The 22,544-nt window shown below is 65.3% G+C and carries 18 protein-coding genes; 12 read left to right on the top strand and 6 right to left on the bottom strand.

Annotated elements, in window-relative coordinates:
* Window positions 1–37: 37 nt before the first annotated feature.
* The 3 genes from ASF61_RS19950 to ASF61_RS19940 are packed head-to-tail and all read left to right on the top strand — an operon-like array spanning window position 38 to window position 2,630.
* On the top strand, window positions 38–508 hold the full coding sequence (locus ASF61_RS19950; protein WP_156369656.1) for a hypothetical protein: 471 nt from the start codon (window positions 38–40) through the stop codon (window positions 506–508).
* Window positions 505–1,398 (top strand): lipopolysaccharide assembly protein LapB, encoded by an 894-nt coding sequence (locus ASF61_RS19945; protein WP_056160059.1) that lies wholly within the window; start codon window positions 505–507, stop codon window positions 1,396–1,398. Before ASF61_RS19950 ends, ASF61_RS19945 begins: the two co-directional genes overlap by 4 nt.
* A 5-nt stretch (window positions 1,399–1,403) precedes the next feature.
* Window positions 1,404–2,630 carry a 26S protease regulatory subunit gene (locus ASF61_RS19940; RefSeq protein WP_156369655.1) on the top strand — a complete coding sequence of 409 codons (1,227 nt, stop codon included), beginning with the start codon at window positions 1,404–1,406 and terminating at the stop codon, window positions 2,628–2,630.
* Window positions 2,631–2,673: 43 nt separating this feature from the next.
* Here the strand turns inward: ASF61_RS19940 and ASF61_RS19935 are convergent, their stop codons facing one another.
* Window positions 2,674–2,943: a GlsB/YeaQ/YmgE family stress response membrane protein gene (locus ASF61_RS19935; RefSeq protein WP_056160053.1), complete on the bottom strand. Its 270-nt coding sequence runs from the start codon at window positions 2,941–2,943 to the stop codon at window positions 2,674–2,676.
* A 229-nt stretch (window positions 2,944–3,172) separates the two neighbouring features.
* On the opposite strand from ASF61_RS19935, the gene ASF61_RS19930 reads away from it, so the two are divergent.
* On the top strand, window positions 3,173–3,694 hold the full coding sequence (locus ASF61_RS19930; RefSeq protein WP_056160051.1) for a TspO/MBR family protein: 522 nt from the start codon (window positions 3,173–3,175) through the stop codon (window positions 3,692–3,694).
* A gap of 33 nt (window positions 3,695–3,727) precedes the next feature.
* On the opposite strand, the gene ASF61_RS19925 is transcribed toward ASF61_RS19930, so the two are convergent.
* From ASF61_RS19925 to ASF61_RS19915, 3 genes are read right to left on the bottom strand one after another with little or no spacing between them, the layout of a single operon-like run.
* Window positions 3,728–6,412 carry a hybrid sensor histidine kinase/response regulator gene (locus tag ASF61_RS19925; RefSeq protein WP_056160049.1) on the bottom strand — a complete coding sequence of 895 codons (2,685 nt, stop codon included), beginning with the start codon at window positions 6,410–6,412 and terminating at the stop codon, window positions 3,728–3,730.
* A 46-nt stretch (window positions 6,413–6,458) separates the two neighbouring features.
* On the bottom strand, window positions 6,459–7,616 hold the full coding sequence (locus tag ASF61_RS19920) for a glycerate kinase (RefSeq protein ID WP_156369665.1): 1,158 nt from the start codon (window positions 7,614–7,616) through the stop codon (window positions 6,459–6,461).
* Between the two features lie 29 nt (window positions 7,617–7,645).
* On the bottom strand, window positions 7,646–8,965 hold the full coding sequence (locus ASF61_RS19915; RefSeq protein WP_056160045.1) for an MFS transporter: 1,320 nt from the start codon (window positions 8,963–8,965) through the stop codon (window positions 7,646–7,648).
* A gap of 171 nt (window positions 8,966–9,136) precedes the next feature.
* On the opposite strand from ASF61_RS19915, the gene ASF61_RS19910 reads away from it, so the two are divergent.
* Complete coding sequence (locus ASF61_RS19910; RefSeq protein WP_056160042.1) at window positions 9,137–10,495, top strand: sugar diacid recognition domain-containing protein; 1,359 nt, start codon at window positions 9,137–9,139, stop codon at window positions 10,493–10,495.
* 193 nt (window positions 10,496–10,688) lie between these two features.
* Here the strand turns inward: ASF61_RS19910 and ASF61_RS19905 are convergent, their stop codons facing one another.
* Window positions 10,689–11,210, bottom strand: coding sequence for a GNAT family N-acetyltransferase (locus tag ASF61_RS19905; RefSeq protein WP_056160040.1), 522 nt, complete (start codon window positions 11,208–11,210; stop codon window positions 10,689–10,691).
* 100 nt (window positions 11,211–11,310) lie between these two features.
* Between ASF61_RS19905 and ASF61_RS19900 the strand changes: the two genes are divergently transcribed.
* The 7 genes from ASF61_RS19900 (at window position 11,311) to ASF61_RS19875 (ending at window position 18,151) form a co-directional block, all read left to right on the top strand.
* Window positions 11,311–13,425, top strand: coding sequence for a TonB-dependent siderophore receptor (locus ASF61_RS19900; RefSeq protein ID WP_056160037.1), 2,115 nt, complete (start codon window positions 11,311–11,313; stop codon window positions 13,423–13,425).
* Window positions 13,426–13,603: 178 nt separating this feature from the next.
* Entirely contained in the window at window positions 13,604–15,001 is a 1,398-nt protein-coding gene (locus ASF61_RS19895) for a YdiU family protein (protein WP_056160034.1), read from the top strand.
* Window positions 15,002–15,015: 14 nt separating this feature from the next.
* Window positions 15,016–15,411 (top strand): peptide-methionine (R)-S-oxide reductase MsrB, encoded by a 396-nt coding sequence (gene msrB / locus ASF61_RS19890; protein WP_056160032.1) that lies wholly within the window; start codon window positions 15,016–15,018, stop codon window positions 15,409–15,411.
* 43 nt (window positions 15,412–15,454) lie between these two features.
* Entirely contained in the window at window positions 15,455–16,084 is a 630-nt protein-coding gene (locus tag ASF61_RS19885; protein ID WP_056160030.1) for a septation protein A, read from the top strand.
* Window positions 16,081–16,362: a BolA family transcriptional regulator gene (locus tag ASF61_RS22985; RefSeq protein ID WP_082491839.1), complete on the top strand. Its 282-nt coding sequence runs from the start codon at window positions 16,081–16,083 to the stop codon at window positions 16,360–16,362. The genes ASF61_RS19885 and ASF61_RS22985 overlap by 4 nt, the downstream gene beginning before the upstream one ends.
* A gap of 133 nt (window positions 16,363–16,495) precedes the next feature.
* Window positions 16,496–17,278 (top strand): peptidylprolyl isomerase, encoded by a 783-nt coding sequence (locus tag ASF61_RS19880; RefSeq protein WP_056160027.1) that lies wholly within the window; start codon window positions 16,496–16,498, stop codon window positions 17,276–17,278.
* 93 nt (window positions 17,279–17,371) lie between these two features.
* A complete protein-coding gene (locus ASF61_RS19875) occupies window positions 17,372–18,151 on the top strand; it encodes a peptidylprolyl isomerase (protein WP_056160024.1) in 780 nt (259 codons plus the stop codon).
* A 314-nt stretch (window positions 18,152–18,465) separates the two neighbouring features.
* Here the strand turns inward: ASF61_RS19875 and purL are convergent, their stop codons facing one another.
* On the bottom strand, window positions 18,466–22,476 hold the full coding sequence (gene purL / locus ASF61_RS19870) for a phosphoribosylformylglycinamidine synthase (RefSeq protein WP_056160021.1): 4,011 nt from the start codon (window positions 22,474–22,476) through the stop codon (window positions 18,466–18,468).
* Between the last annotated feature and the right edge of the window lie 68 nt (window positions 22,477–22,544).

Below are 22,544 nucleotides of genomic sequence, written 5' to 3'. Positions count from 1 at the left end.
GCTTGATACCATGCGGCAAGTTCTTTCGGATCACCTCATGCGCGAACATCTGCTTACTCCCTCTCTGTCCGCCACGTCGGGCCGGGCAGCGCCGGTCAGGCTGTACTCGGTGCAGTCGAGCTTCCTCGTTGCCTTTTTTGGCGGGCCGGCAGCCATCCTGCTATACAGCGGCTTCAATTCCTGGCGCCTGCGCCGCCTGGCCGACCTGCCGGTGTATGCGCTGGGCGCCGCACTGGTGGTCGGCTTCGTGTACGCGCTGCGCTTTCATCCGGCGCTGTTCGCCGGACTGTACGCGCTGCTCGGCGACGCCACGTTCCGCGCCGTGCGCACCGTGCTGTCGCTGGCCATCTGCGGCACGTTCTACGCGCTGCACCGGAAACAGCACCGCTCGGGCGCCTTTTTCCATGACAAGGCGCCCTCGCCGTGGATCCCGGCCATCGCCTGTATCGTTGCCGGCTACGGCATCATGATAGGCCTGGTGACGGCGGTCCGGGGGATGGCGCCATGAGCGAGCACGCCCTGCTGCCGGCCCGCGCGTATGCCCAGCAGATCGACGGTCTGCTCGAGCGCAGCCGCTACGCCCAGGCCCGGGTGCTGGCCGGCGAAGCGCTGAAGCAGTATCCTGACGATCACGGATTGCTGTTCGCTGCCGCCCGGCTCGATTACGAGACCGGCGCCAGCGACGACGCGGGCCGCACCCTGCAACACATCCTGGCCCGCGATCCCGAAGCTTACGCGGCCCGTTCGCTGATGGTCAACGTGCTGCAGGACCGCGGCGACCTGCCGCAGGCCGAACTGCTGCTGATCGCGCTGATCCGCGACTATCCGGAAGCCGGCGTGCAGTATGCGCGCTACGCGCTGCTCATGTACCGCACGCTGCACATCGAGAAAGCCCAGGCGCTGGCGCGCGAAGCTTTCCGCCTCGATCCGAACAACGAACTGGCGCTGACCACCTGCCTGATCGGTGACATCATCGACGGCCGCCGTGGCGCCGAGCAGGCAGGCCTGGCCCGGCTGCTGCAAGGTCATCCGGAAAGCGAGAACACCGCGCGCATGCTGATTACCCACCTGGTCAGCCGGGGCCGCTACAAGGCCGCCAAGCGCATCGCGGCCGAGCTGCTGACCCTGTATCCGCAATCGCGCGAGGTGCTGGAACTGGTGGTACAGCTCGATGCGCAGAGCCACTGGACCATGTTGCCGCTGTGGCCGTTCAACCGCTGGGGCTGGCCGGCAACGGCCGGCTTTTACCTGGTCACGCTGCTGGTGCTGAACCTGATCCGCCAGCAGGCGCCGACATTCAGCAGCGCCGCTACCTGGACCCTGCTCGGCTACTGCGCCTACTCCTGGATCTATCCTCCCCTCTTGACGCGCTGGCTCAAGCGCCGCGCAGGACTTTGACCGCCATGACCATGACACGTGAGCACTACGAAGCAGCACTGGTGAGCGACCCGTTCAACCTCGAGCAGCGCCTCGGCTACGCCCGCCTGCTGCTGGAGGCCGACGACGCAGCGGCCGCCCTGACCCAGTTCGACCTGGCAGTACGCCAGCGTGCGGACGCGGCCGCGCTGACCGGCAAGGCGCTGGCGCTGCTGGCCCTGGCGCGCAGGCCGGAGGCGCTGGAAGCCTATGCAGCGGCACGCCAGTACCCGGATTTCACGCCGCACCACGCACTGGAACCACTACAACAGCAGGCCCGGCCTGCCAGCGGCCCGACGCTGTCGGTCGTCGGTGGCGGCGCCACGGTGGTGCCGCTCAGGCCGCAGGCGCCCGACCAGGTCCGCTTTGCCGATGTCGGCGGCATGGAAGAGTTGAAAAAAACCCTGCGCCTGCACATCATCGAACCGTTCCTGCGTCCCGGACTGTTTGCCAGGTTCAAGAAAAGCGGGGGCGGCGGCATCTTGCTGTACGGGCCGCCCGGCTGCGGCAAGACCATGATTGCGCGCGCCATCGCCAACGAGTGCAACGCCGCGTTCGTTTCGGTGGGCATCAGCGAAGTGCTGAGCATGTGGCGGGGCGAGAGCGAACGTGCGCTGGCCCAGCTGTTCGAGAAGGCGCGGGCGCAGAAGCCCTGCGTGCTGTTCTTCGACGAGCTCGATGCCCTGGCCTTTTCGCGCAGCAAGGCACAAAGCGAAAACAGCCGCACCATCGTCAACGAATTCCTGTCGCAGCTCGACGGTTTCGAGCGCGACAACCGCGACGTGCTGTTTTTGGCGGCCACCAATATGCCGTGGGACGTGGACCAGGCCATGAAGCGCACGGGCCGCTTCGCGCGCCAGCTGTTCGTGCCGCCGCCGGACGCCGAGGCGCGCCGCCACATCATCGAACTCAAGCTGCGCGACATTCCGACCGAGCAGATCGACATCGATGCGCTGGCGGCAGCCACGCCGCATTATTCGGGCGCCGACATCGACGGCCTGATCGACCTGGCCAAGGAAAGCACGCTGCACGACATCCTGTCCGGCGCGCCGGAGCGGCCGATCGGCCCCACGGACATCGAATACGCGCTCGAGCAGATGCAACCTTCGACCATCGAGTGGCTGAAGACGGCGCGCAACCTGGTCCGCTACGCGGGTAGCGACGACAGCTACCGCGACGTCGAAAAATACCTGAAGAAGACCAGGTTCGCCTGATCCGGCCGCCACACTGCAGCGTCGCTGCGGCGCCGTCGCCCGTTCAGCGCACGCGGCCGCGGCGGAACAGGTTGACGATGGCCAGCAGGATCAGCGCGCCGAGGAAGGACACACCGAGCGAGGCCAGGCTGAAATCGTCGGAATTGATGGTGCCGGTGCCCAGCATCGGCGCCAGCAGCCAGCCGGCCAGCAAGGCGCCGACAATGCCGACCACGACATTGAGCAGCAAGCCCTGCTGGGCGTCGGTTTTCATGACCAGGCTGGCCAGCCAGCCCAGGATGCCGCCTATGACTATCCACAGTATCAAATTCATCTTGTTTCCCCTTGTTGTCGAGTTTGCCAGTCGATGCGTTTGCCTGCCGGCGCACTGGCCGGTCGCATGATTATCGGAAGGGCGGCCAAGAACGGCTATCGGCGCTCGTCGCAATCCTGTGTGGGAAGAATCCTAGCTCGCCGCCCGTGTGTAACAATCGGTCAGCTGGCGTACAGAGCCGGCGACCACGATGCGCCATCATCACGCACTACCTGAAGGAGCTTCATCCATGACCACGCACGTCCACCCGCCCTCGCCTTCCAGGCACCTGCCGGCCCTGGCCGGCTGGGTGCTGTTCACCTTTGCCTTTGCCGCCATCGGCGCGTTCGCCACGTCCCAGGCCGGCAGCTTTTACCAGCAGCTCGACCGTCCCGATTGGGCGCCGCCGGGCTGGCTGTTCGGCCCGGTATGGACGATGCTGTATGCGCTGATGGCGATCGCCGCCTGGCGCGTCCAGCGCAGCGCAGCCGATCCCGCCAATGTCACCGGCGCCAGGCCGGCCCTGGCGCTCTACGTGGTGCAGCTGGTGCTCAATGCGCTGTGGAGCTGGCTGTTTTTCGCATGGCATCACGGGGCGCTGGCGTTCGCCGAAATCATCGTGCTGTGGCTGGCCATCGTCGCCACCGTCGCCGCCTTCGGCCGGCGCGACCGCATCGCTGCGCTGCTGCTGGTGCCCTATCTGGGCTGGGTCAGCTTTGCAGGCGTGCTGTGCTATACCGTCTGGCAGCGCAATCCCGCCGTGCTGGGATGACGGCCTGACGCCTGCAGCCTGGTCGCGCCGCGCTCAGTGGGCGGCGTTGCCGCTGCGGCCGGGCGCCAGGTGGCGCGCCAGGATGGTAAACATCTGCTCGACATCGACCGGCTTGCCGATGAAATCATCCATGCCGGCCGCGATGCACTGCTCGCGCTCGCTGGCCATCACCCCGGCGGTCATGGCGATCACCGGCAGCGTCAGGCGTAACTCCTCGCGGATGATGCGGGTGGCGCTGAAGCCGTCCATCACCGGCATCTGCACGTCCATCAGCACCAGGTCGCAGTCGAGGCCGCGCAGTTGCGCCACCGCCTGCTCGCCGTTCTCGGCCACCGTCACACGCGCACCGGCCTGCTCCAGCAGGCCGCGCGCCACCACCTGGTTGATCGGATTGTCTTCCACCAGCAGGATACGCACGCCGGCCAGCGCGGGCTGCGTGCTGTGCGCAGGGGCGGCAGGCGCCTGCTGGGCGCAGGCGGTGTTGACCGCCTCCAGCAGGCCGATGGTGGTCACCGGCTTGACCAGGCTGGCAGCGATACGGCCGTTGGCCATGTCCTGCGCCACCCGGTCGCGCCCGCAGGCGTTGATCATGCATACCAGCGGCGTGCCGGTCTCGCGCTGCAGCGAGCACAATGGCTCCATCTGCCAGTCGGCCAGCACCGCATCGTAGCGGCGGCCGCCATGCAGCAGCGCCAGCGTCGCCGCCACGCTGTCGGCCATGTCGCAGGTCCAGCCGGCAGCGGCGATGGCCTGGGCGATGCAGTGGCGGCTGGTCGGGTGGTCGTCGGCCAGCAGCAGATGGCGCGGCTGCGCCGCCGCTGGCGGCGGGGCGGCAAGCGCGGTGGCAGCGCCCAGGGTCACGGTGAAACGGAATTCGCTACCCTCGCCCGCCCTGCTGTGCACTTCGATCCTGCCCTGCATCAATTCGATCAGGCCTTTGGAAATGGTCAGGCCCAGCCCGGTCCCGCCGAAACGGCGCGTGGTGGACAGGTCGGCCTGCGTGAACGGCGAAAACAGCCGCGCCACCTGGGTCTCGTTCAGGCCGATGCCGGTGTCCCTGACCGCGAAGCGCAGCACGGTGGCGGCGCCCGGCGCGGCCACCCGCGCCACCGTCAGCACTACCGCGCCGCGCTCGGTGAACTTGATGGCGTTGCCGACCAGGTTGACCAGCACCTGGTGCAGGCGCAGCGCATCGCCGACCAGCGCGCGCGGGACGTCGGCCTCGACCCCGATGGCCAGTTCCAGGTCCTTGTCGCCGGCGCTCACGCTCATGATGGTGGCCACCGCGTGCAATACGTCGTCGAGCTTGAACGGCGCGTGGTGCAGCTCGACCTTGCCGGCCTGCATCTTCGACAGGTCGAGAATATCGTTGAGGATGCCGAGCAGCGACTGGCCCGAGGTGCGTATCATGTCCAGGTAACGCGCCTGCTCCGGCGACACCCCGGTGCTGCCCAGCAGGTGCGCCACGCCCAGCACCGCGTTCATCGGCGTGCGCAGCTCGTGGCTCATGTTGGCGACGAAAACATCCTTGGCCGCATTGGCGGCCTGGGCCTCGCGCATCGCCGATTCGAGCTGCCGGGTGCGGTGCTCGATCAGGTTCTCCAGGTGGTGGCGGTAGCGCTGCAATTCCGAGTCCACGCCGTGCAGCGTATCGAGCGCCTGCGCCGCTTCGTGGAACGCTGCCGGCGCCAGCGCGGCGGCGGCCGGCCCGGGCCGCGCCTTGCCGCCCAGCGCCATCGCTGCCGTCGTCAGCGACCGCACCGAGCGCTCGATGCTGCGCGCAAAATGCCAGGCGATGCCGAAACCGGCGGCCGTCACCAGTGCCACGAACACCATAATCCAGGTCATGGAGTCGAACACTTCCGAGTACACGGCGCTGCGCGGCACGCCGATCACCACTGCCCAGCCGCTGTACTGCGACCGGCTGTACATCGAATACACGGGTATGCCCTCGAGCGTGGTGGCCTCGATCGCATCTTCGCGCCGCTGGCGCAGCTGCGTCATCAGGGTCGGCGAGACGTGCTGGCCCACGTATTTTTCCGCGTCGTGGGTGCGCGCCACCAGCACGCCGTTGCCATCGAAGATGCCGGTCACGCGGTCGGCCGGCAGCAGTTGCTCGCGCAGCACCTGGCCCAGCCGCTCCGGGGCGAAGGCCACCGAGATCACGTACACCACCTTGCCGTCGCGCACTACCGGCGCGTGGATGGCCGCCAGCGGACGTTTCAGCGCGCCCGCGTAAAACAGGTTGGAGATGAGCGGCCGGCCGGTCTTGAATACCTGGGCGATGCGCGCAGCGCTCAGGGCATCGGGATAGATTTCGCCGTACGGGCGGGCGGTATTGAACAGCTGGACCGAATCACGGTCGTGCAGCACCACGTTAAAGCCGGGGAATTCCGGGCGCAGCACCGCGCTGGCCTGGCGGTAGAGCGCCGCAAAATCGCGGTGGTCGATGCTGGGCGAATTGGCCAGCGCCAGGGCCACCGTGATGCCGGTATTGAGGTCGCGATCGACGGCCTGGATCAGGGCGCGCGCGGTGATCAGCGTGTCCTGCTGGATGGTCTTGCGTTCGCGAACGATGAAATTATTGGTCAGCAGCGCAATGCCGAGAATGGCCGGCAAGGCGCAGGCCCAGACCAGGCTGTAGATCTGCGAGCGGATGGTCGGCAGCCTGGCCACGTATTTCGGATCACCGTGCGGGTGATCGACTTGCTGCGACATCGAAATCCTTCCTGCGGCGTTGCTAGTCTTGCCGCAGCAAGCGACTTTAGCACACCGCGAGTCTGGATCCCAAATGCAACACCGAGGCGATGTTGCGCGCCGATGTGCGCACATTGTAGGCGGCGTCGGCCAGCGCGCGCTCCAGCGTGCACGGGCAGTTGACCACGCTGAACACGGCGTCGATGCCGTGGCCGTGGATCACGCCGGCGCCCGGCTCCAGGCTGCCGGCAATGCCGATCACGGGCTTGCCGTGGCGCTGGGCCACGCGCGCCACGCCGACCGGTGTCTTGCCGTGGATGGTCTGGCTGTCGATCCGTCCCTCGCCGGTCAGCACCAGGTCGGCATTGCGCACGGCAGCATCGAGGCCCACCGCTTCGGTGACGATTTCGCTGCCGGGACGCAGGTTGCCGTTGAGGAATACCATCATGGCTGCGCCGATGCCGCCGCCCGCGCCGGCGCCCGGCACGTCGGCCACCTGTGCCGGTTCGATGCCCAGTTCGCGGGCCACGACTGCCGCGTAGTGCCGCAGGTTGGCATCGAGCAGGGCCACCATGGCCGGGCTGGCGCCTTTTTGCGGACCGAACACGTGCGATGCACCGTGCGGGCCCACCAGCGGGTTGGTGACGTCGCATGCCACTTCGAATACGCACTCCGCGATGCGCCGGTCGAAGCCGGACAGGTCGATCCTGGCCAGCGCATCGAGCGCGCCGCCGCCGGGCGGCAGCTCGCGGCCTTGCGCGTCGCGCAGGCTGCCGCCCAGGGCTTGCACCATGCCGGCGCCGCCGTCGTTGGTGGCGCTGCCGCCGATGCCGAGCACGAAACGGCGCGCGCCCGCGTCGAGCGCGTCGCGGATCAGCTGGCCGGTGCCGTAGCTGGTCGTGTGCAGCGGGTCGCGGCGGTTGGGCGGCACCAGTTCCAGGCCGCTGGCGGCAGCCATCTCGATCACGGCCGTCTTGCCGTCGCCCATGATGCCGTAGAACGCGTCCACCGGCTCGCCGAGCGGGCCGCGCACCGGCAGTTCGACCAGGCGCCCGCCGCTGGCGTCGATCATTGCCTGCACCGTGCCTTCGCCGCCATCGGCCACCGGCACCTTGACGTACTCGGCGTCGGGAAAGATTTCGCGGAAGCCCGCTTCGATTTCGTTGGCGATCGCCATCGCGCTCAGGCTTTCCTTGAACGAATCGGGGGCGATCACGAATGTCAGAGTTTTTTGCATTGTCTTGCTCACTTCGGTTACCGGTTGACCAGGCGAGCCGGCACGCGCAGCACCAGCAGTGCGCCGAGCAGCATCACCGCCGACAGCACGTACAGCGCAGCGTCGGTGCTCTGGGTGGCGTCCTTGATCCAGCCGACCAGGAAGGGGCTGACGAAGCCGGCAATCTGGCCCAGCGAATTGATCAATGCCAGGCCGGCCGCTGCGGCAGCGCTGCCGAGGAAGGCCGCCGGCAAGGCCCAGAACATCGACAAGGCGGCCAGCGCGCCCATGGTGGCCATCGACAGGCCGACCATGACCACCAGCGGATTCGACGAGAAATTGGCGGCCATCATCAGGCCGAGCAGCCCCATCAGCATGGGCGCGCTGACATGCCAGCGGCGTTCGCGGTGCCGGTCGGCCGAGCGACCGGCCCACACCATGAACACGGCGGCAAACAGGTAGGGCACGGCGCTGAGCCAGCCGACGGTCTGGGTATCGTAGCCGAGCGACTTGATGATCGACGGCAGCCAGAAATTGATCGCATACACGCCCATCTGGATGCTGAAGTAAATCACGCCCAGCATCCAGACGCTGCCGTTTTTCAGCACATCGCCGAGCGACTGGCCCACCGTGCTGGTGGCGCGGCGCTGCTGTTCGTCGGCGTCAAGCGCGCGCTGCATCGCCGATTTTTCCTGCGTGCTGAGCCAGCCGGCCTGGGCGATGCCGTCATTGAGGTAGAAGTACACGCCGACGCCGAGCAGCACGGTCGGCAGACCTTGCAGCAGGAACAGCCACTGCCAGCCGGCCAGGCCGCCCTGGCCTGCCGAAAAGTGGGCAAGCATCCAGCCCGACAGCGGACCGCCGATCAGGCCGGAGATCGGAATCGCCGACATGAACAGCGCCATCACCTGGCCGCGCTTCTGCGACGGGAACCAGTGGGTAAAGTACAGCACCATGCCCGGGAAGAAGCCGGCTTCGGCCACCCCGGTAAAGAAGCGCAGCACGTAGAACGACGTGGGCGTGGTGACGAACAGCATGGCTGCCGACAGGGCGCCCCAGGTGATCATCATCACGGCGATCCAGCGCCGGGCGCCCAGTTTATGCAGGATCAGGTTGCTGGGCACGCCGCTGAGGACGTAGCCAATGAAGAAAATGCCGGCGCCCAGTCCATACACGGTGTTACTGAGCTGCAGCGCATCCATCATTTCCAGCTTGGCAAAGCCGACGTTGACGCGGTCCAGGTAATTGAACAGGTAGCAGACGAAGATGAACGGTATCAGGTGCCAGGCAGCTTTCTTGTACGCGCCCTCGAGTACGGCGTCCGCGGTGGCCGCGGTTGCGGGTTGGGGATGGTCCATTGCAGGTCTCCTTGTATGTTGTCGTGTCAAGCCATGTTGTCTGCCGATTATCTGGAATCGCTGCACAAAAATCATCGGCGAAATGCACGAGTGCGCGCGGCTGGCGCTGACGAAAACTGTGCAAACGCACAAAGCCGCCATAAAATAGGCATTTTGCGCGCGCCGCACCCTATGAACCTCCTCAACAGCGCCCTGGCGCAGGACATCGTCACCCGCACGATGCAGATCATCCCCTACAACGTCAATGTGATGGATGCACACGGCAGCATCGTTGCCAGCGGCAACGCTGCACGCATCGGTGAGCTGCACACGGGCGCCATGCTGGCGCTGGCCAAGCAGTTGCCGGTGGAAATAGACAGCGCCAGCGCCCGCAATATGCACGGCGCCCAGCCCGGCATCAATCTGCCGCTGACCGTCAACGGCCAGGTGTGCGGCGCCATCGGCCTGTCCGGCGCGCCCGACGACGTGCGCCAGTTCGGGGCGCTGGTGCGGCTGACGGCCGAGATGATCCTGGAACAGGCGCAACTGACGGACGCGCTGCAACGCGATACGCGCTATCGCGAGACGTTCGTGCTGCAGCTGATTGCCGGCGATCCCGCCGCCCGCGCCGGGCTGGGAGCCTGGGCGCGCCGGCTCGGCGCCGATTTCAGCCGGCCGCACGCGGTGCTGCTGCTCGAACTCGACGCACACGCGGCGGGCACGGTGGAAGCATTCGGCCAGCTCCAGCGCCTGCAGCTGCGCCTGCTGGCGCGCCTGCCGGCGGCGCTGACGGCAGCGTCGAGTTCGCACGAACTGGTCATCATCGATTTTTTCGACGGCAACGCGTCCGCCGATCCGGCAGCCTGGACCCGGCGCAAGCTCGACAGCGTGGCCGCCCTGCTCGAGGAGGAAGGCGCGCCGTCGTTTGCCCTGACGGCCGGTATTGTGCTGACCGGGCTGGACCAGGTGGCGATTTCCTACCAGAGCGCGCGCACGGCGGCGCGGATCGCCGCGCGCAGCCTCGCGCGCAATCTGGCGCGCAGCCCTGCAACTGATCCGATGAGCAAGTCGGCAAACCAGCTGGCAAGCGAGGCGACAAGCAAGCCGGCGACGAATTCCGCAGCCCGGCCGGTAGCCAACTTGTTCGACAGCTCAGCCGCCGCAGCCGCGCAGGTCGCGCCAGCCGGCGCCGGCCGCCCGCAGGCTGCGCAGGGGCAGCACCAGGGTGGACGGCGCCACAGCTACTACGAGCAGGCCTTGCCGGTCCTGCTGTCGGGCCTGGACGCCGGCTGGCAGGCCGAACAATTGCGGCAGCCGATGGCGCGCCTGCGGGCGCAGGAAAACCGGCAGGGACCGTTGCAGCGCACGCTCGACGCCTGGTTCCGGCACGACAATCACCTGGCTGCTACCGCACAGGCGCTGCACATCCACCGCAATACGCTCGACTACCGGCTGCGGCGCATCGGCGACATCACCGGACTGGACCTGGCGCGGCTCGAAGACCGCTTTCTGCTGTATGTGTCGCTGCTGCTTGCCGACGGCAGCAGCTGACCCGGCTGGTCGATAAGCATCCCGATCGGCGCGGAGATCAGAACAGTCGGCATGCGCAGCGCCCTCACCTGGCCGCGCTGGTACCAAGACTGCCTGCATCACGGCTGCCTGCATCACGGCTGCCTGTCACCGCTGCCTCCATGACGGCTGCTCGCACCAAGGCTGCGCGCACGACTGCTGCACGTGGTCCGACTCACAGCGCCTTGTAAAAGAACGTGGTGTCGCATAACGCACCGTCGGGCAGCAGGGCGTAGTTGGGCACGCTGCCGACGCGCTGCCAGCCCAGACGCTCATACAGTCGCGCCGCGCCCGGGCTGGCCGTGTCGAGCACCAGCAAGGTCTTGTGCTGGGCACGCGCTGCCTCCTCGACGCAGCGCATCAGCGCCAGACCGACGCCGCTGTTGCGCGCGCGCCGGTGCACCAGCAGCTTGGCCACGTCGGCCCGGTGCGGCTGATTTTCGGGCATGCCGGTGATCAGCTGGACGGTGCCGGCGATGCCGAGCGCATCTTCGGCCACGATCAGGGTGCGTTCGCCGTGCGCCACGCCATCGGCCACCGCTTGCCAGAAATCGGTAGCGGTCGCCGGCGCCATCGGCGCCATGAAGCTGACCGAGGCGCCGCCCGCCACGCAATCGAGCAGCACTGCGGCCAGTGGCGCGATCGCTGCGCGCGTCTGGTCGGCGTCGAGTGCGCGCACTGTGTAAGCCTCTGCCATGCTTGTCTCCCCGGGATCAAAAATTTCATCAACGCAAACGATAATTGCGAATGAGTATCATTAAGAATATACTGTCATTTTGACTGTCAAACAACAAGCCATGATACAGCGTCATCCGCCCCGTTACTTCCGCCTCGTGTTCGCCCTGCCGCTTGCATGCGCGCCCCTGTACGCTACCGCCCAGGCCGCAGACCAGCAAGTGCTGGAAGCGGTGCAGATCACCGCAGCGCGCGCCCAGGGCCTGGCGCCCAATACGGTCGAGGCGGGAAGCTTCCGCGGTTCCGACGTGATGGACGTGCCGTCCACCGTCAACGTGATCACGCGCGAGCTGCTGTCATTGCAGGCAGCGTCGGGCCTGTACGACGCCGTGCGCAATACGGCCGGTGTCACCCGCCAGCAAAACGGCGGCGACACCTGGGACCAGCTGGTGATCCGTGGCATCTCGGTGGAAAACCGCACCAACTATCGCCTGAACGGCTCGGTGCCGATCATGAACTTTTCGCAGGTACCGCTGGAAAACAAGGAGCGGGTCGAAGTGCTGAAAGGCGCGTCTGCGTTGTATTACGGCTTCACCTCGCCGGCCGGCGTGGTCAATTTCGTCACCAAGCGCGCCGGCAGCACCGATGTCAGCAGCGCCGGCGTCGCGTTCGATGACCAGGGCACGGCCATCGCCAACCTTGACCTGGGCCGCCGTTTCGGCGCGCAGCAGCAGTTCGGTGTGCGCATCAACGCCGCCGGCGGTGCGCTCGGCACGTTTCTCGACCACGTGGGCGATGGCAACCGCCGGTTCGCCTCGGCCGCGCTGGACTGGCGCGTCAGCCAGCGTCTGCTGCTCAAGGCCGATCTCGAATACGATCACCGCAAGGTGATCGAGGAAGCCGGTGTCGCCCTGCCGACCGCCGTCAACGGCGTGATCACGCTGCCGCGCGCAGTCGATCCGACGCGGCTGGTCGGCCCCGACAATGCCCGTTTTGAAACCACCAGCAAGGTTGCCGCCCTGCGCGCCGATTACGCACTGGGCGCCGGCTGGGCGCTGACGCTCGAAGGCGGCCACTCGGAAGTGGCGCGCGACCGCAACCTGGCGATTTTCCGTTTCAATAATGCGGCAGCGGTTGCCACCGGTGCAGGCCGCATCACCGGCAATATCCAGCACCTGGAGGTCGGGTCCGATCTCCTGCGGGCGGAACTGTTCGGCACCGCCGTCACCGGCCCGCTCAGGCACGAGCTGACGCTCGGCGTCAGCCGCACCGACAAGTCGCAAGACCCTATCTACCAAAGCAATTACACGATCGCCGCCCAGAATCTGTACGACCCGGTACCGGCAACCAACATCGTGTACGGCGCCCGGCCCGCCGCGCCCACCACGGCCGGACTGCAGACGCGCGACGACGGCTTGTACGCACTGGACCGCGTGACGCTGTCGCCGCAGTGGCAGGTCATCGCCGGCGTGCGCAAGGTCAGCTACCGCAGCGACCAGGGCGCCAACCACTACGATGCCGACAAGACCACGCCGATGCTGGCAGCGATCTACCGCCCGCTGGCCGACCTGTCGTTCTATGCGTCGGCAGCCCAGGGCCTGGAAGAAGGCGAAGCCGCACCGACCGGCACCGCCAACCAGAACGAACGGATGGCGCCCGGCGTGAGCAGGCAGAAGGAACTGGGCATGCGCTGGCGCACGGCCGGCGGCACGCTGGTCTCGGCGGCCGTGTTCGATATCGATCGCCCCGGCTATTACACCAATACCGCCAACGTGTTCGTGGCCGACGGCCAGCAGAACTACCGGGGCATCGAGTTGTCGACCCAGGGCCAGCTGACGCGCGCGCTGGCGTGGCAGACTTCGGCCCAGGTGCTGCGGCCGGAATTTCGCAACATCGGCCGTGCGTATGACGGCAAGCTGCCGGAAAACGCCGCCAGACAGACGGCCAGCGCCTTCCTGTCCTACGCGCTGGACACCGTCGCGCCGGGGCTGTCGGTCAACAGCGGCGCCTATTACACGGGCCGCCGTCCCGTCAACGACCTGAACCAGGCCTGGCTCGGCGGCAACACGCTGTTCGCGCTGGGCGGCCGCTACGTCGGCCAGGCGTTCGGCAAGCGCACCACGTGGCAGGTCAATGTCGAAAACCTCGGCGATAAACAGGTCTGGGCCGGCGCCGGCACCCGCCTGGCGGCCGGTGCGCCGCGCACGGTCAAGCTCAGCATGCAGGTCGATCTGTAAGCCATCGCGCCGCATCGCTGGCGCGTCCAGAGCGCAGCCGGCCACGCTGGGGTAAAATCGCGCTTTCCGGCTTCCGGGCTGGTTGTTCTCTACAGGAACTATCATCGCTTACACGCTCAACACGCTACCGCTGGACAATTCTTTTGCGTCCCTGCCGCCAGCGTTCTATACCCGGCTCATGCCCACTCCGCTGCCTGCCCCCTACCTGGTGGCAGTCAGCCAGCCGGCGGCCCAGCTGCTCGGCCTGACGGCGCAGCAGGTGGCGGACAGTCTCGACATCTTGATCGGCAACGCGGTGCCGGCCCAGGCGCAGCCGCTGGCGGCCGTGTATTCCGGCCACCAGTTCGGCGTCTGGGCCGGCCAGCTCGGCGATGGCCGCGCGATCCTGTTCGGCGCCGCCGCCACCCCGGGCGGCCCGCTGGAACTGCAGTGGAAAGGCGCCGGCATGACGCCCTACTCGCGCATGGGCGACGGCCGCGCCGTGCTGCGCTCGTCGATCCGCGAGTTCCTGTGCTCGGAAGCGATGCACGGCCTCGGCATACCGACCTCGCGCGCGCTGTCGGTTGCCGGCTCCGACCAGGGCGTGATGCGCGAAACGGTGGAAACGGCTGCGGTCGTGGTGCGCATGGCGCCCAGTTTCGTGCGCTTCGGCTCGTTCGAGCACTGGTATTACCGCAAGCAGCCGGAGCAGCTGAAGATCCTGGCCGACTACGTGATCGACCAGTTTTATCCCGAAGTGCACGCCAGCAGCAACCCGTACCAGGCCCTGCTCGAAGAAGTGACGCGCCGCACCGCCCGCCTGATCGCGCGCTGGCAGTCGGTCGGCTTCATGCACGGTGTCATGAACACCGACAATATGTCTATCCTGGGCCTGACGCTCGACTATGGTCCGTTCGGCTTCATGGAAGCCTTCGACCCCGATCACATCTGCAACCATACCGACCAGCAGGGCCGCTACAGCTACGCCAACCAGCCGCAGGTCGGCCACTGGAACTGCTATGCGCTGGCGCAGGCGCTGTTGCCGCTGATCGGCGAGCCCGAAGACGCCCAGGCCGCGCTCGATGCCTACCAGCCCGCTTTTGCAGCAGAACTCGACCTGCTGCTGCACGCCAAGCTGGGACTGACGCCGCTCGATGCACACGCCGACCACGACCGTGGGCTGTTCGACGCCATGTTCGCCCTGCTGCAGGCAAACGGTGTCGACTTCACGCTGTTCTTCCGCCGTCTCGGCGGTCTGCAGATGGCGGACGCAAGCGCCGATGCGCCGCTGCGCGACCTGTTCATCGACCGTCCGGCCTTCGATGCGTGGGCGCAGCAGTACCGCCAGCGCCTGCAGGCCGAGCACAGCGTGGATGCCGACCGCCAGCTTGCGATGAACCGGATCAACCCCAAGTACGTGCTACGCAATTACCTGGCCCAGGTCGCCATCGACAAGGCGCAGCAAAAGGATTACTCGGAAGTGACCAAGCTGCTGGCGATTCTGGAGCGGCCGTACGACGAGCAGCCCGAGCACGAGCAATACGCCGCCCTGCCGCCCGACTGGGCCAGTCACCTCGAAGTGAGTTGTTCTTCTTAAGAAAGATCTAAGCCATGACCAATAAAGTCACCAAGTCCGACGCCGAATGGCGCGCCATGCTCGACCCGATGGAATACGAAGTCACGCGCCATGCTGCCACCGAACGCGCTTTTACCGGCAAGTTCTGGGATCACCACGAGCATGGCACGTACACCTGCGTATGCTGCAACACGCCGCTGTTCCGGTCCGACACCAAGTTCGATTCGGGCTGCGGCTGGCCCAGCTACTTCGAAGCCATCGATCCGGCCAACGTGATCGAGAAGACCGACCGTTCGCATGGTATGCTGCGCACCGAAATCCTGTGCGCCGTGTGCGACGCCCACCTGGGCCACGTGTTCCCGGACGGTCCGCCGCCGACAGGTCTGCGCTATTGCATCAACTCCGCATCGCTGCGGTTCGAACCTGCATAACGAACCATCAGCCTGCTATTAAAGTGTTAATTTCCGAGGCATCATGAAATTCCTGTTCGACTTATTCCCGGTCCTGCTGTTCTTCGGCGCCTACAAGCTGGCCGGCATGCACGCCGAAGCAGCCCAGCTGCTGACCAACACCTACCTGGGCGGCATCATCTCGGGCGGCACCGTCACCGCCGAACAGGCGCCCATCGTGCTGGCCACGGTGGTGGGCATTCTGGCCACCGTGCTGCAGATCGCCTACCTGAAAGTACGCGGGCGCAAGGTCGAAGGGGTAATGTGGTTTTCGCTGGCGATGTTCGTGTTCTTCGGCGGCCTGACCATCTATCTGCACGACGAAACATTCGTCAAATGGAAACTCAGCATCGTGTACTGGTCATTCGCGCTGGGCCTGCTGATCAGCGACCTGGTTTTCAAGAAAAACCTGATGCGCAAATCGATGGGCGAATTCGTCGAATTGCCGGACGCCGGCTGGAGCCGGATCAACCTGGCCTGGATCGCCTTCTTTACCGTGATGGGCGTGCTGAACTGGTATGTCGCGTTCGTGCTCTTCAAGGGTAATACCGACGCCTGGGTCAATTTCAAGATGTTCGGCACCACCGCCCTGATGTTTGTCTTCATCATCGGGCAAACGGTCTACCTTTCGCGTCACATGAAGGAACAACCATGAATAATCTGCAGGACAGCCGCATCGAACGGATCCGCAGCCGGATGCAAGCGGCGCTGGCGCCGGTTGAATTGACGCTCGATGACGACTCCCATTTACATGCCGGCCATGCCGGTGCAGCTTCCGGTGGCGGCCATTACAGTGTCAGAATTGTTTCGTTACAATTTGAAGGGCAGAAACTCGTCACAAGACATCGACTCGTGTATGATTCCGTGAACGATATGATGCATAAAGAAATTCATGCATTGGCCATTACTGCATTGGCACCGTCCGAAGTATGATGTTGTGCCGGTTGGAGATGCAGGCTATCGGTTTCAGAAATAATCGACGATAAAAGCTGAACTAAAAAAACAGATAGCAGATCTAACTCCCTCCGCCGGTTTTCGCTCAATTTTCCCCCTACAGGAATCAATAATGACTTTCAAGCCAGCCCGTTTGCTGATTGCACTTCTCGCCGTTGCCGCCGTACCTGCATTCGCACAAAATGTTGCCGTTGTTAATGGCAAAGCCATCCCGAGCTCGCGTGTTGACGCCGTCGTCAAGCAGGTCGTCGCTCAAGGTCAGCAACCGGATTCGCCGCAGCTGCGCGAACTGATCAAGAAAGACCTGATCGGCCGCGAAGTCTTGATGCAGGAAGCCGAAAAACAAGGCTACGGCAAGAGCGCTGCCGTCAAGGAACAGATCGAAAACGCGCGCCAGCAAATCATCACCAACGCACTGGTGATGGATTACGTCAAGAAAAATCCCGTATCGGACGCCGACGTCAAGGCAGAGTACGACAAGGCCGTGGCTGCCGCGTCGGCAGAAAAAGAGTACCACGTGCGGCACATCCTGCTCGGCACCGAAGCCGAAGCCAACGACGTGATCGCCAAGCTCAAGGGCGGCGCCAAGTTCGAAGACCTGGCCAAGCAGTCGAAAGACACCGGCTCGGCAGCCAATGGTGGCGACCTGGACTGGGCGACCCCGTCGTCGTTCCCACCCGTGTTCTCGCAAGCATTCGTCAACCTGCAAAAAGGTGGCGTGACCGAGAAGCCGGTGCAAACGCCGAACGGCTGGCACGTGATTAAGGTCGATGACACCCGCGCCGTGAAACTGCCGCCGCTGGAAGAAGTCAAAGGCCAGGTACAGGAAGGCCTGATGCAGAAGAAAGTGCAAGCCTACCAGGAAGAACTGGTCAAGAAGGCAAAAGTGCAGTAATGTTATGCAGGCGGCGCCCCACTGGGCGCCGTTTTTCTAAGTCGGTAATATGCGCGCCCAAGTGCAATCTCAAGCTTTTAAAGGATTTACATAATGATGTTGAAACCAGCCCGTCTGCTGTTAGCCATGATCGCTGTTACCGCAGCGCCCGCTTTTGCTCAAAATCTCGCTACCGTCAATGGCAAAGCCATTCCGGCCGCCAAGGCAGACCAGATGGTCAAACAAGTCGTGGCCCAGGGCCAGCAACCGGACAGCCCGCAATTGCGCGAAATGGTCAAGAAAGAATTGATCGGCCGCGAAGTGCTGCTGCAGGAAGCGAATAAGCAAGGTTATGGCAACAAGCCCGACGTCAAAGCCGCCATCGATAACGCCAGCCAGAGTATTACCATCAACGCCATGCTGGCCGATTACGTGAAAAAGAATCCGGTCAAGGACGCCGATATCAAAGCCGAGTACGATAAATACAAGGCAGCCAACGGCGGCAAGGAATACCACTCGCGCCATATTCTGGTGGCCACCGAACAGGAAGCCAAGGATATTATCGCCAAGCTCAAAGCCGGCGGTAAGTTCGAAGAACTGGCCAAGGTTTCGAAAGACGGTTCCGCCAACAACGGCGGCGACCTCGGCTGGATGTCGCCAGGCAAACTGGTCAAGCCATTTGCCGATGCGATGGTGGCCCTGAAACCGGGCGCAATCACCGAAACCCCGGTCAAGACCGAGTTCGGCTATCACGTGATCAAGCTGGACGAAGCACCGCGCGATGTGCAGTTCCCACCGTTCGAGCAAGTCAAGGGCCAGATCGCCCAGCAGATGCAGCAAGGTAAAATCGCTGCCTACCGCGACGAGCTGATCAAGAAAGCCAAGGTGCAGTAAGCATCAACGCGGCAGCCCAAGGCTGCCAACGGAGCAGTAGCGCCCGGCCTCGTGCCGGGCGTTGTCGTTTACGGGTTGCCTTTCCCGCATTGGCATTCAAGCGTTATCGCTTGTTCGCGGTCGCGCACCCGTTGACGAACATCTGGTAGCGACCACAAACTGGCATGTACACGCCAGTTCCTGGCGCGCGGCGATTGTTTTGCGCGCCGACAGCGGGCGCGCAGCATTGTCAGCGTGCCCTTCTCCACCGGATGCCATAAAAAAACCGGGCCGCTGCTTGCGCAGGGCCCGGCCTGGTGATCGGCTAACGTGCGTTAGCCGATGAACTTGCGCGCATTGCGGAACATGCGCATCCATGGCGATTCCTCGCCCCAACCTGCCGGGTGCCAGGAGTGCTGGACCGTGCGGAATACCCGCTCGGCGTGCGGCATCATGACCGTGAAGCGGCCGTCGTTCGTGGTGACCGAGGTGATGCCCTGCGGCGAACCGTTGGGGTTGTACGGATAGGCTTCGGTGGCGGCGCCGCGGTTGTCGATGAAGCGCATTGCTGCCACGGCTTCGCTGACGTTGCCTGTCTGGCTGAAGTCGGCATAGCCTTCGCCGTGGGCGATCGCGATCGGCGTCTGGGTGCCGGCCATGCCCTGGAAGAAGATCGACGGCGAGTCCAGCACCTCCACCATTGAGAACCGGGCTTCGAACTTTTCCGATTTATTCGTGGTGAACTTCGGCCAGGCATGGGCGCCCGGGATCATCGATTTCAGGTTGCTCATCATCTGGCAGCCGTTGCACACGCCGAGGCCGAAACTGTCGCTGCGGGCAAAGAAGCGGGCGAACTGCTCCGACAACGCGCTGTTGAACAGGATGGTCTTGGCCCAGCCCTCGCCGGCGCCCAGCACGTCGCCGTACGAGAAACCACCGACGGCGATGATGCCCTGGAAGTCGTCGAGCCTGGCGCGGCCGGCAATCAGGTCGCTCATGTGGACGTCCACCGCGGTAAAGCCGGCCAGGTGCATCACGTAAGCGGTTTCGATGTGCGAGTTGACGCCCTGCTCGCGCAGGATGGCCACGCGCGGCCGCACGCCGGTCGCCAGGAATGGCGCGGCGACATTGTCGGCCAGGTCGAAGCCGACCTTCGGCTGCATGCCCGGATCCTGTTCGTCGAGCAGGCGGTCGTATTCGGCGTCGGCGCAGGCCGGATTGTCGCGCAGGCGGGCGATACGCCAGCTGGTCTCGCTCCACAGGCGGTGCAGCGCGCTGCGCGGCTGGCTGTAGATCAGCTTGGCGTCGCGGGTGAATTCGATCACGCCGCGGTCGTTCGGCTTGCCGATGATGTGGCTGCAGGCGCCGAGGTTGAAGCTGCGCAGCACGTCCATGACCTGCGATTTTTCCTCGGCGCGCACCTGGATCACGGCGCCCAGCTCTTCCGAGAACAGCGCGCGCAGCGTCTGCTCGTTGCGGCGCTCGGCGATCTGGCCGGCCCAGTTCTTGGCGTCGCCCTGGTCGGCGCCGTGGCCCTGCTCCAGTGTCAGGATGTCGAGGTTGATCGACAGGCCGGCACGGCCGGCAAACGCCATCTCGGCGAGGGTGCCGAACAGGCCGCCGTCGGAGCGGTCATGGTAGGCCAGCAGCTTGCCGTCGCGGTTCAGTTGCTGGATCGCTGCGAAGAAGCCTTTCAGGTCGTCCGGGCTGTCTACGTCAGGGGTTTCGTTGCCGAGCTGGTTCAGCACCAGCGACAGCGCCGAGGCGCCCAGGCGGTTCTTGCCGCGACCGAGGTCGATCAGGATGATGGCGGTGTCGCCGGCCTCGGTGTTGATCTGCGGCGTCAGCGACTTGCGCACATCATAGACCGGGGCAAAGGCCGAGACGATCAGCGACACCGGCGACAGCACGGCCTTGGCCTCGCCGTCGTCTTGCCAGGTGGTGCGCATCGACAGCGAATCCTTGCCGACCGGGATGCTGATCCCGAGCGCCGGGCACAGCTCCATGCCGACCGCCTTGACGGTGTCGTACAGCGCAGCGTCCTGGCCCGGCTGGCCGCAGGCGGCCATCCAGTTGGCCGACAGCTTGATGTCGGAAATGTCGGCGATCGGCGCGGCAGCGATATTGGTGATCGCTTCGGCCACCGCCATGCGGCCCGAGGCGGCAGCGTCGATCACGGCCAGCGGCGTACGCTCGCCCATCGCCATCGCTTCGCCCAGGTAGCCCTCGAAGCTCATGGTGGTGACGGCGCAGTCGCCGACCGGCACCTGCCACGGGCCCACCATCTGGTCGCGCACCGACATGCCGCCCACGGTGCGGTCGCCGATGGTGATCAGGAACGATTTGTCGCCCACCGTCGGCAGCAGCAACACGCGTTTGGCCGCCTCGGCCAGGTCGATGCTGGTCAGGTCCAGCGCCGGCAGCTCGCGCGCCACGTGCTGCACGTCGCGCTGCATCTTCGGCGGCTTGCCGAGCAGGACGTCCATCGGCATGTCGACCGGGTTGTTGCCCAGTTCGGGATCGATCAGCTTGAGCTGGCGCTCCTCGGTCGCGGTGCCGACCACGGCAAACAGGCAGCGCTCGCGCTCGCATAGCGCCTGGAACAGCGGCAGGCTCTCTGGTGCAATCGCCAGCACGTAGCGCTCCTGCGATTCGTTGGACCAGATTTCTTTCGGCGCCATGCCGCTCTCTTCGAGCGGAATCTTGCGCAAGTCGAAAATCGCGCCGCGCTTGGCATCGTTGGTGATTTCCGGGAAAGCGTTCGACAGGCCGCCGGCGCCGACGTCGTGGATCGAGATGATCGGATTGTCGGCACCGAGCTGCCAGCAGCCGTTGATCACTTCCTGGGCGCGGCGCTCCATTTCCGGGTTGCCGCGCTGGACCGAGTCGAAGTCCAGGTCGGCCGTGTTGGTGCCGGTGGCCATCGACGAGGCGGCCGAGCCGCCCATGCCGATGCGCATGCCGGGACCGCCGAGCTGCACCAGCAGGCTGCCGACCGGGATATCGTTCTTGTGCGTGTGCTGGGCCGAGATGTTGCCGATGCCGCCCGCGATCATGATCGGCTTGTGGTAACCGAACACGGTCGCCTCGCCGAACTGGGCGGAGACATTCTGTTCGTAGGTGCGGAAGTAGCCGCCCAGTACCGGGCGGCCGAATTCGTTGCTGAATGCGGCGCCGCCGAGCGGGCCGTCGATCATGATCTGCAGTGGCGAGGCGATGCGTTCGGGCTTGCCGTACGCCTTGCCGTCGGCATCGACCTCCCACGGCTGCACGGCGCCCGGCAGCAGCAGGTTGGAGACGGTGAAGCCGGCCAGGCCCGCTTTCGGCTTGGCGCCGCGGCCGGTGGCGCCCTCGTCGCGGATCTCGCCGCCGGCGCCGGTGGAAGCGCCCGGGAACGGCGAGATGGCGGTCGGGTGGTTGTGGGTTTCCACCTTCATCAGGGTATGGGTCAGCTCGCTGAGCGGCGCATACTCGTGGGCCGCGCCCTGCGGGAAGAAGCGCATCACGTGCGCGCCTTCCATGATCGACGAGTTGTCGCTGTAGGCCACCACCGTGCCCTTCGGCTGCAGCTGGTGGGTGTTCTTGATCATGCCGAACAGCGACTTGGGCTGCGCCACGCCGTCGATGGTCCAGTCGGCGTTGAAGATCTTGTGACGGCAATGTTCGCTGTTGGCCTGGGCGAACATCATCAGTTCGACATCGGTCGGATTGCGGCCGGCGCGCGTGAACGCGGCGTCCAGGTACTCGATCTCGTCGTGCGACATGGCCAGGCCGAGGTCGGTATTCGCCTGCTCCAGCGCGGCAGCGCCCCTGCCGATCACATCCACCGTTTCCAGCGGCTTCGCGTCGAGCGTGCGGAACAGTCCGGCCGCTTCGTCCGGGTGGCGCAGCACCGATTCGGTCATGCGGTCGTGCAGCAGGCCGGCCACGGTCTGCACGTCGTCCTCCGACAGTTTTTTCGGCGCGCCGATGCTGCTGCCGAGTATGCCGCTTTTGAGGTTGATGCGGAACGCGATGCCGCGCTCGACGCGCCGGATGTCGGTCATGCCGCAGTTGTGCACGATGTCGGTGGCCTTCGACGCCCACGGCGAAATGGTGCCGAAACGCGGGATCACGAAGAACTCCTCGACCGCACCTTCCGCATTGTCTTCCCGGGCCGGCTCGCCGTAGGTCAGCAGCGCGCCGAGGCGGCTGGTATCCTCGGCCGACAGCGGCTGGGCGGCATCGATGAAGTGGACATAGCGGGCCTGGACTGCGGCAACCTGGGGAAGCACGGCTTGCAGTTGATTTAACAGGCGTTGGCTGCGGAAAGCGGACAGGGCATTGGAGCCCGGAAGTATCAACATGATTGAGAGGTCGTTGATGCAGCGTGGCTGCGGATTAAAAGATCAAGGCGGGTCAAAGCGGGTGAAAG

Origin of the sequence: Duganella sp. Leaf126 (assembly GCF_001423125.1) — a bacterium.
GTDB lineage: Bacteria > Pseudomonadota > Gammaproteobacteria > Burkholderiales > Burkholderiaceae_D > Rugamonas.
Note: the sequence above shows the minus strand (reverse complement) of the source record. Positions and strands in the feature narration are given on the sequence as shown.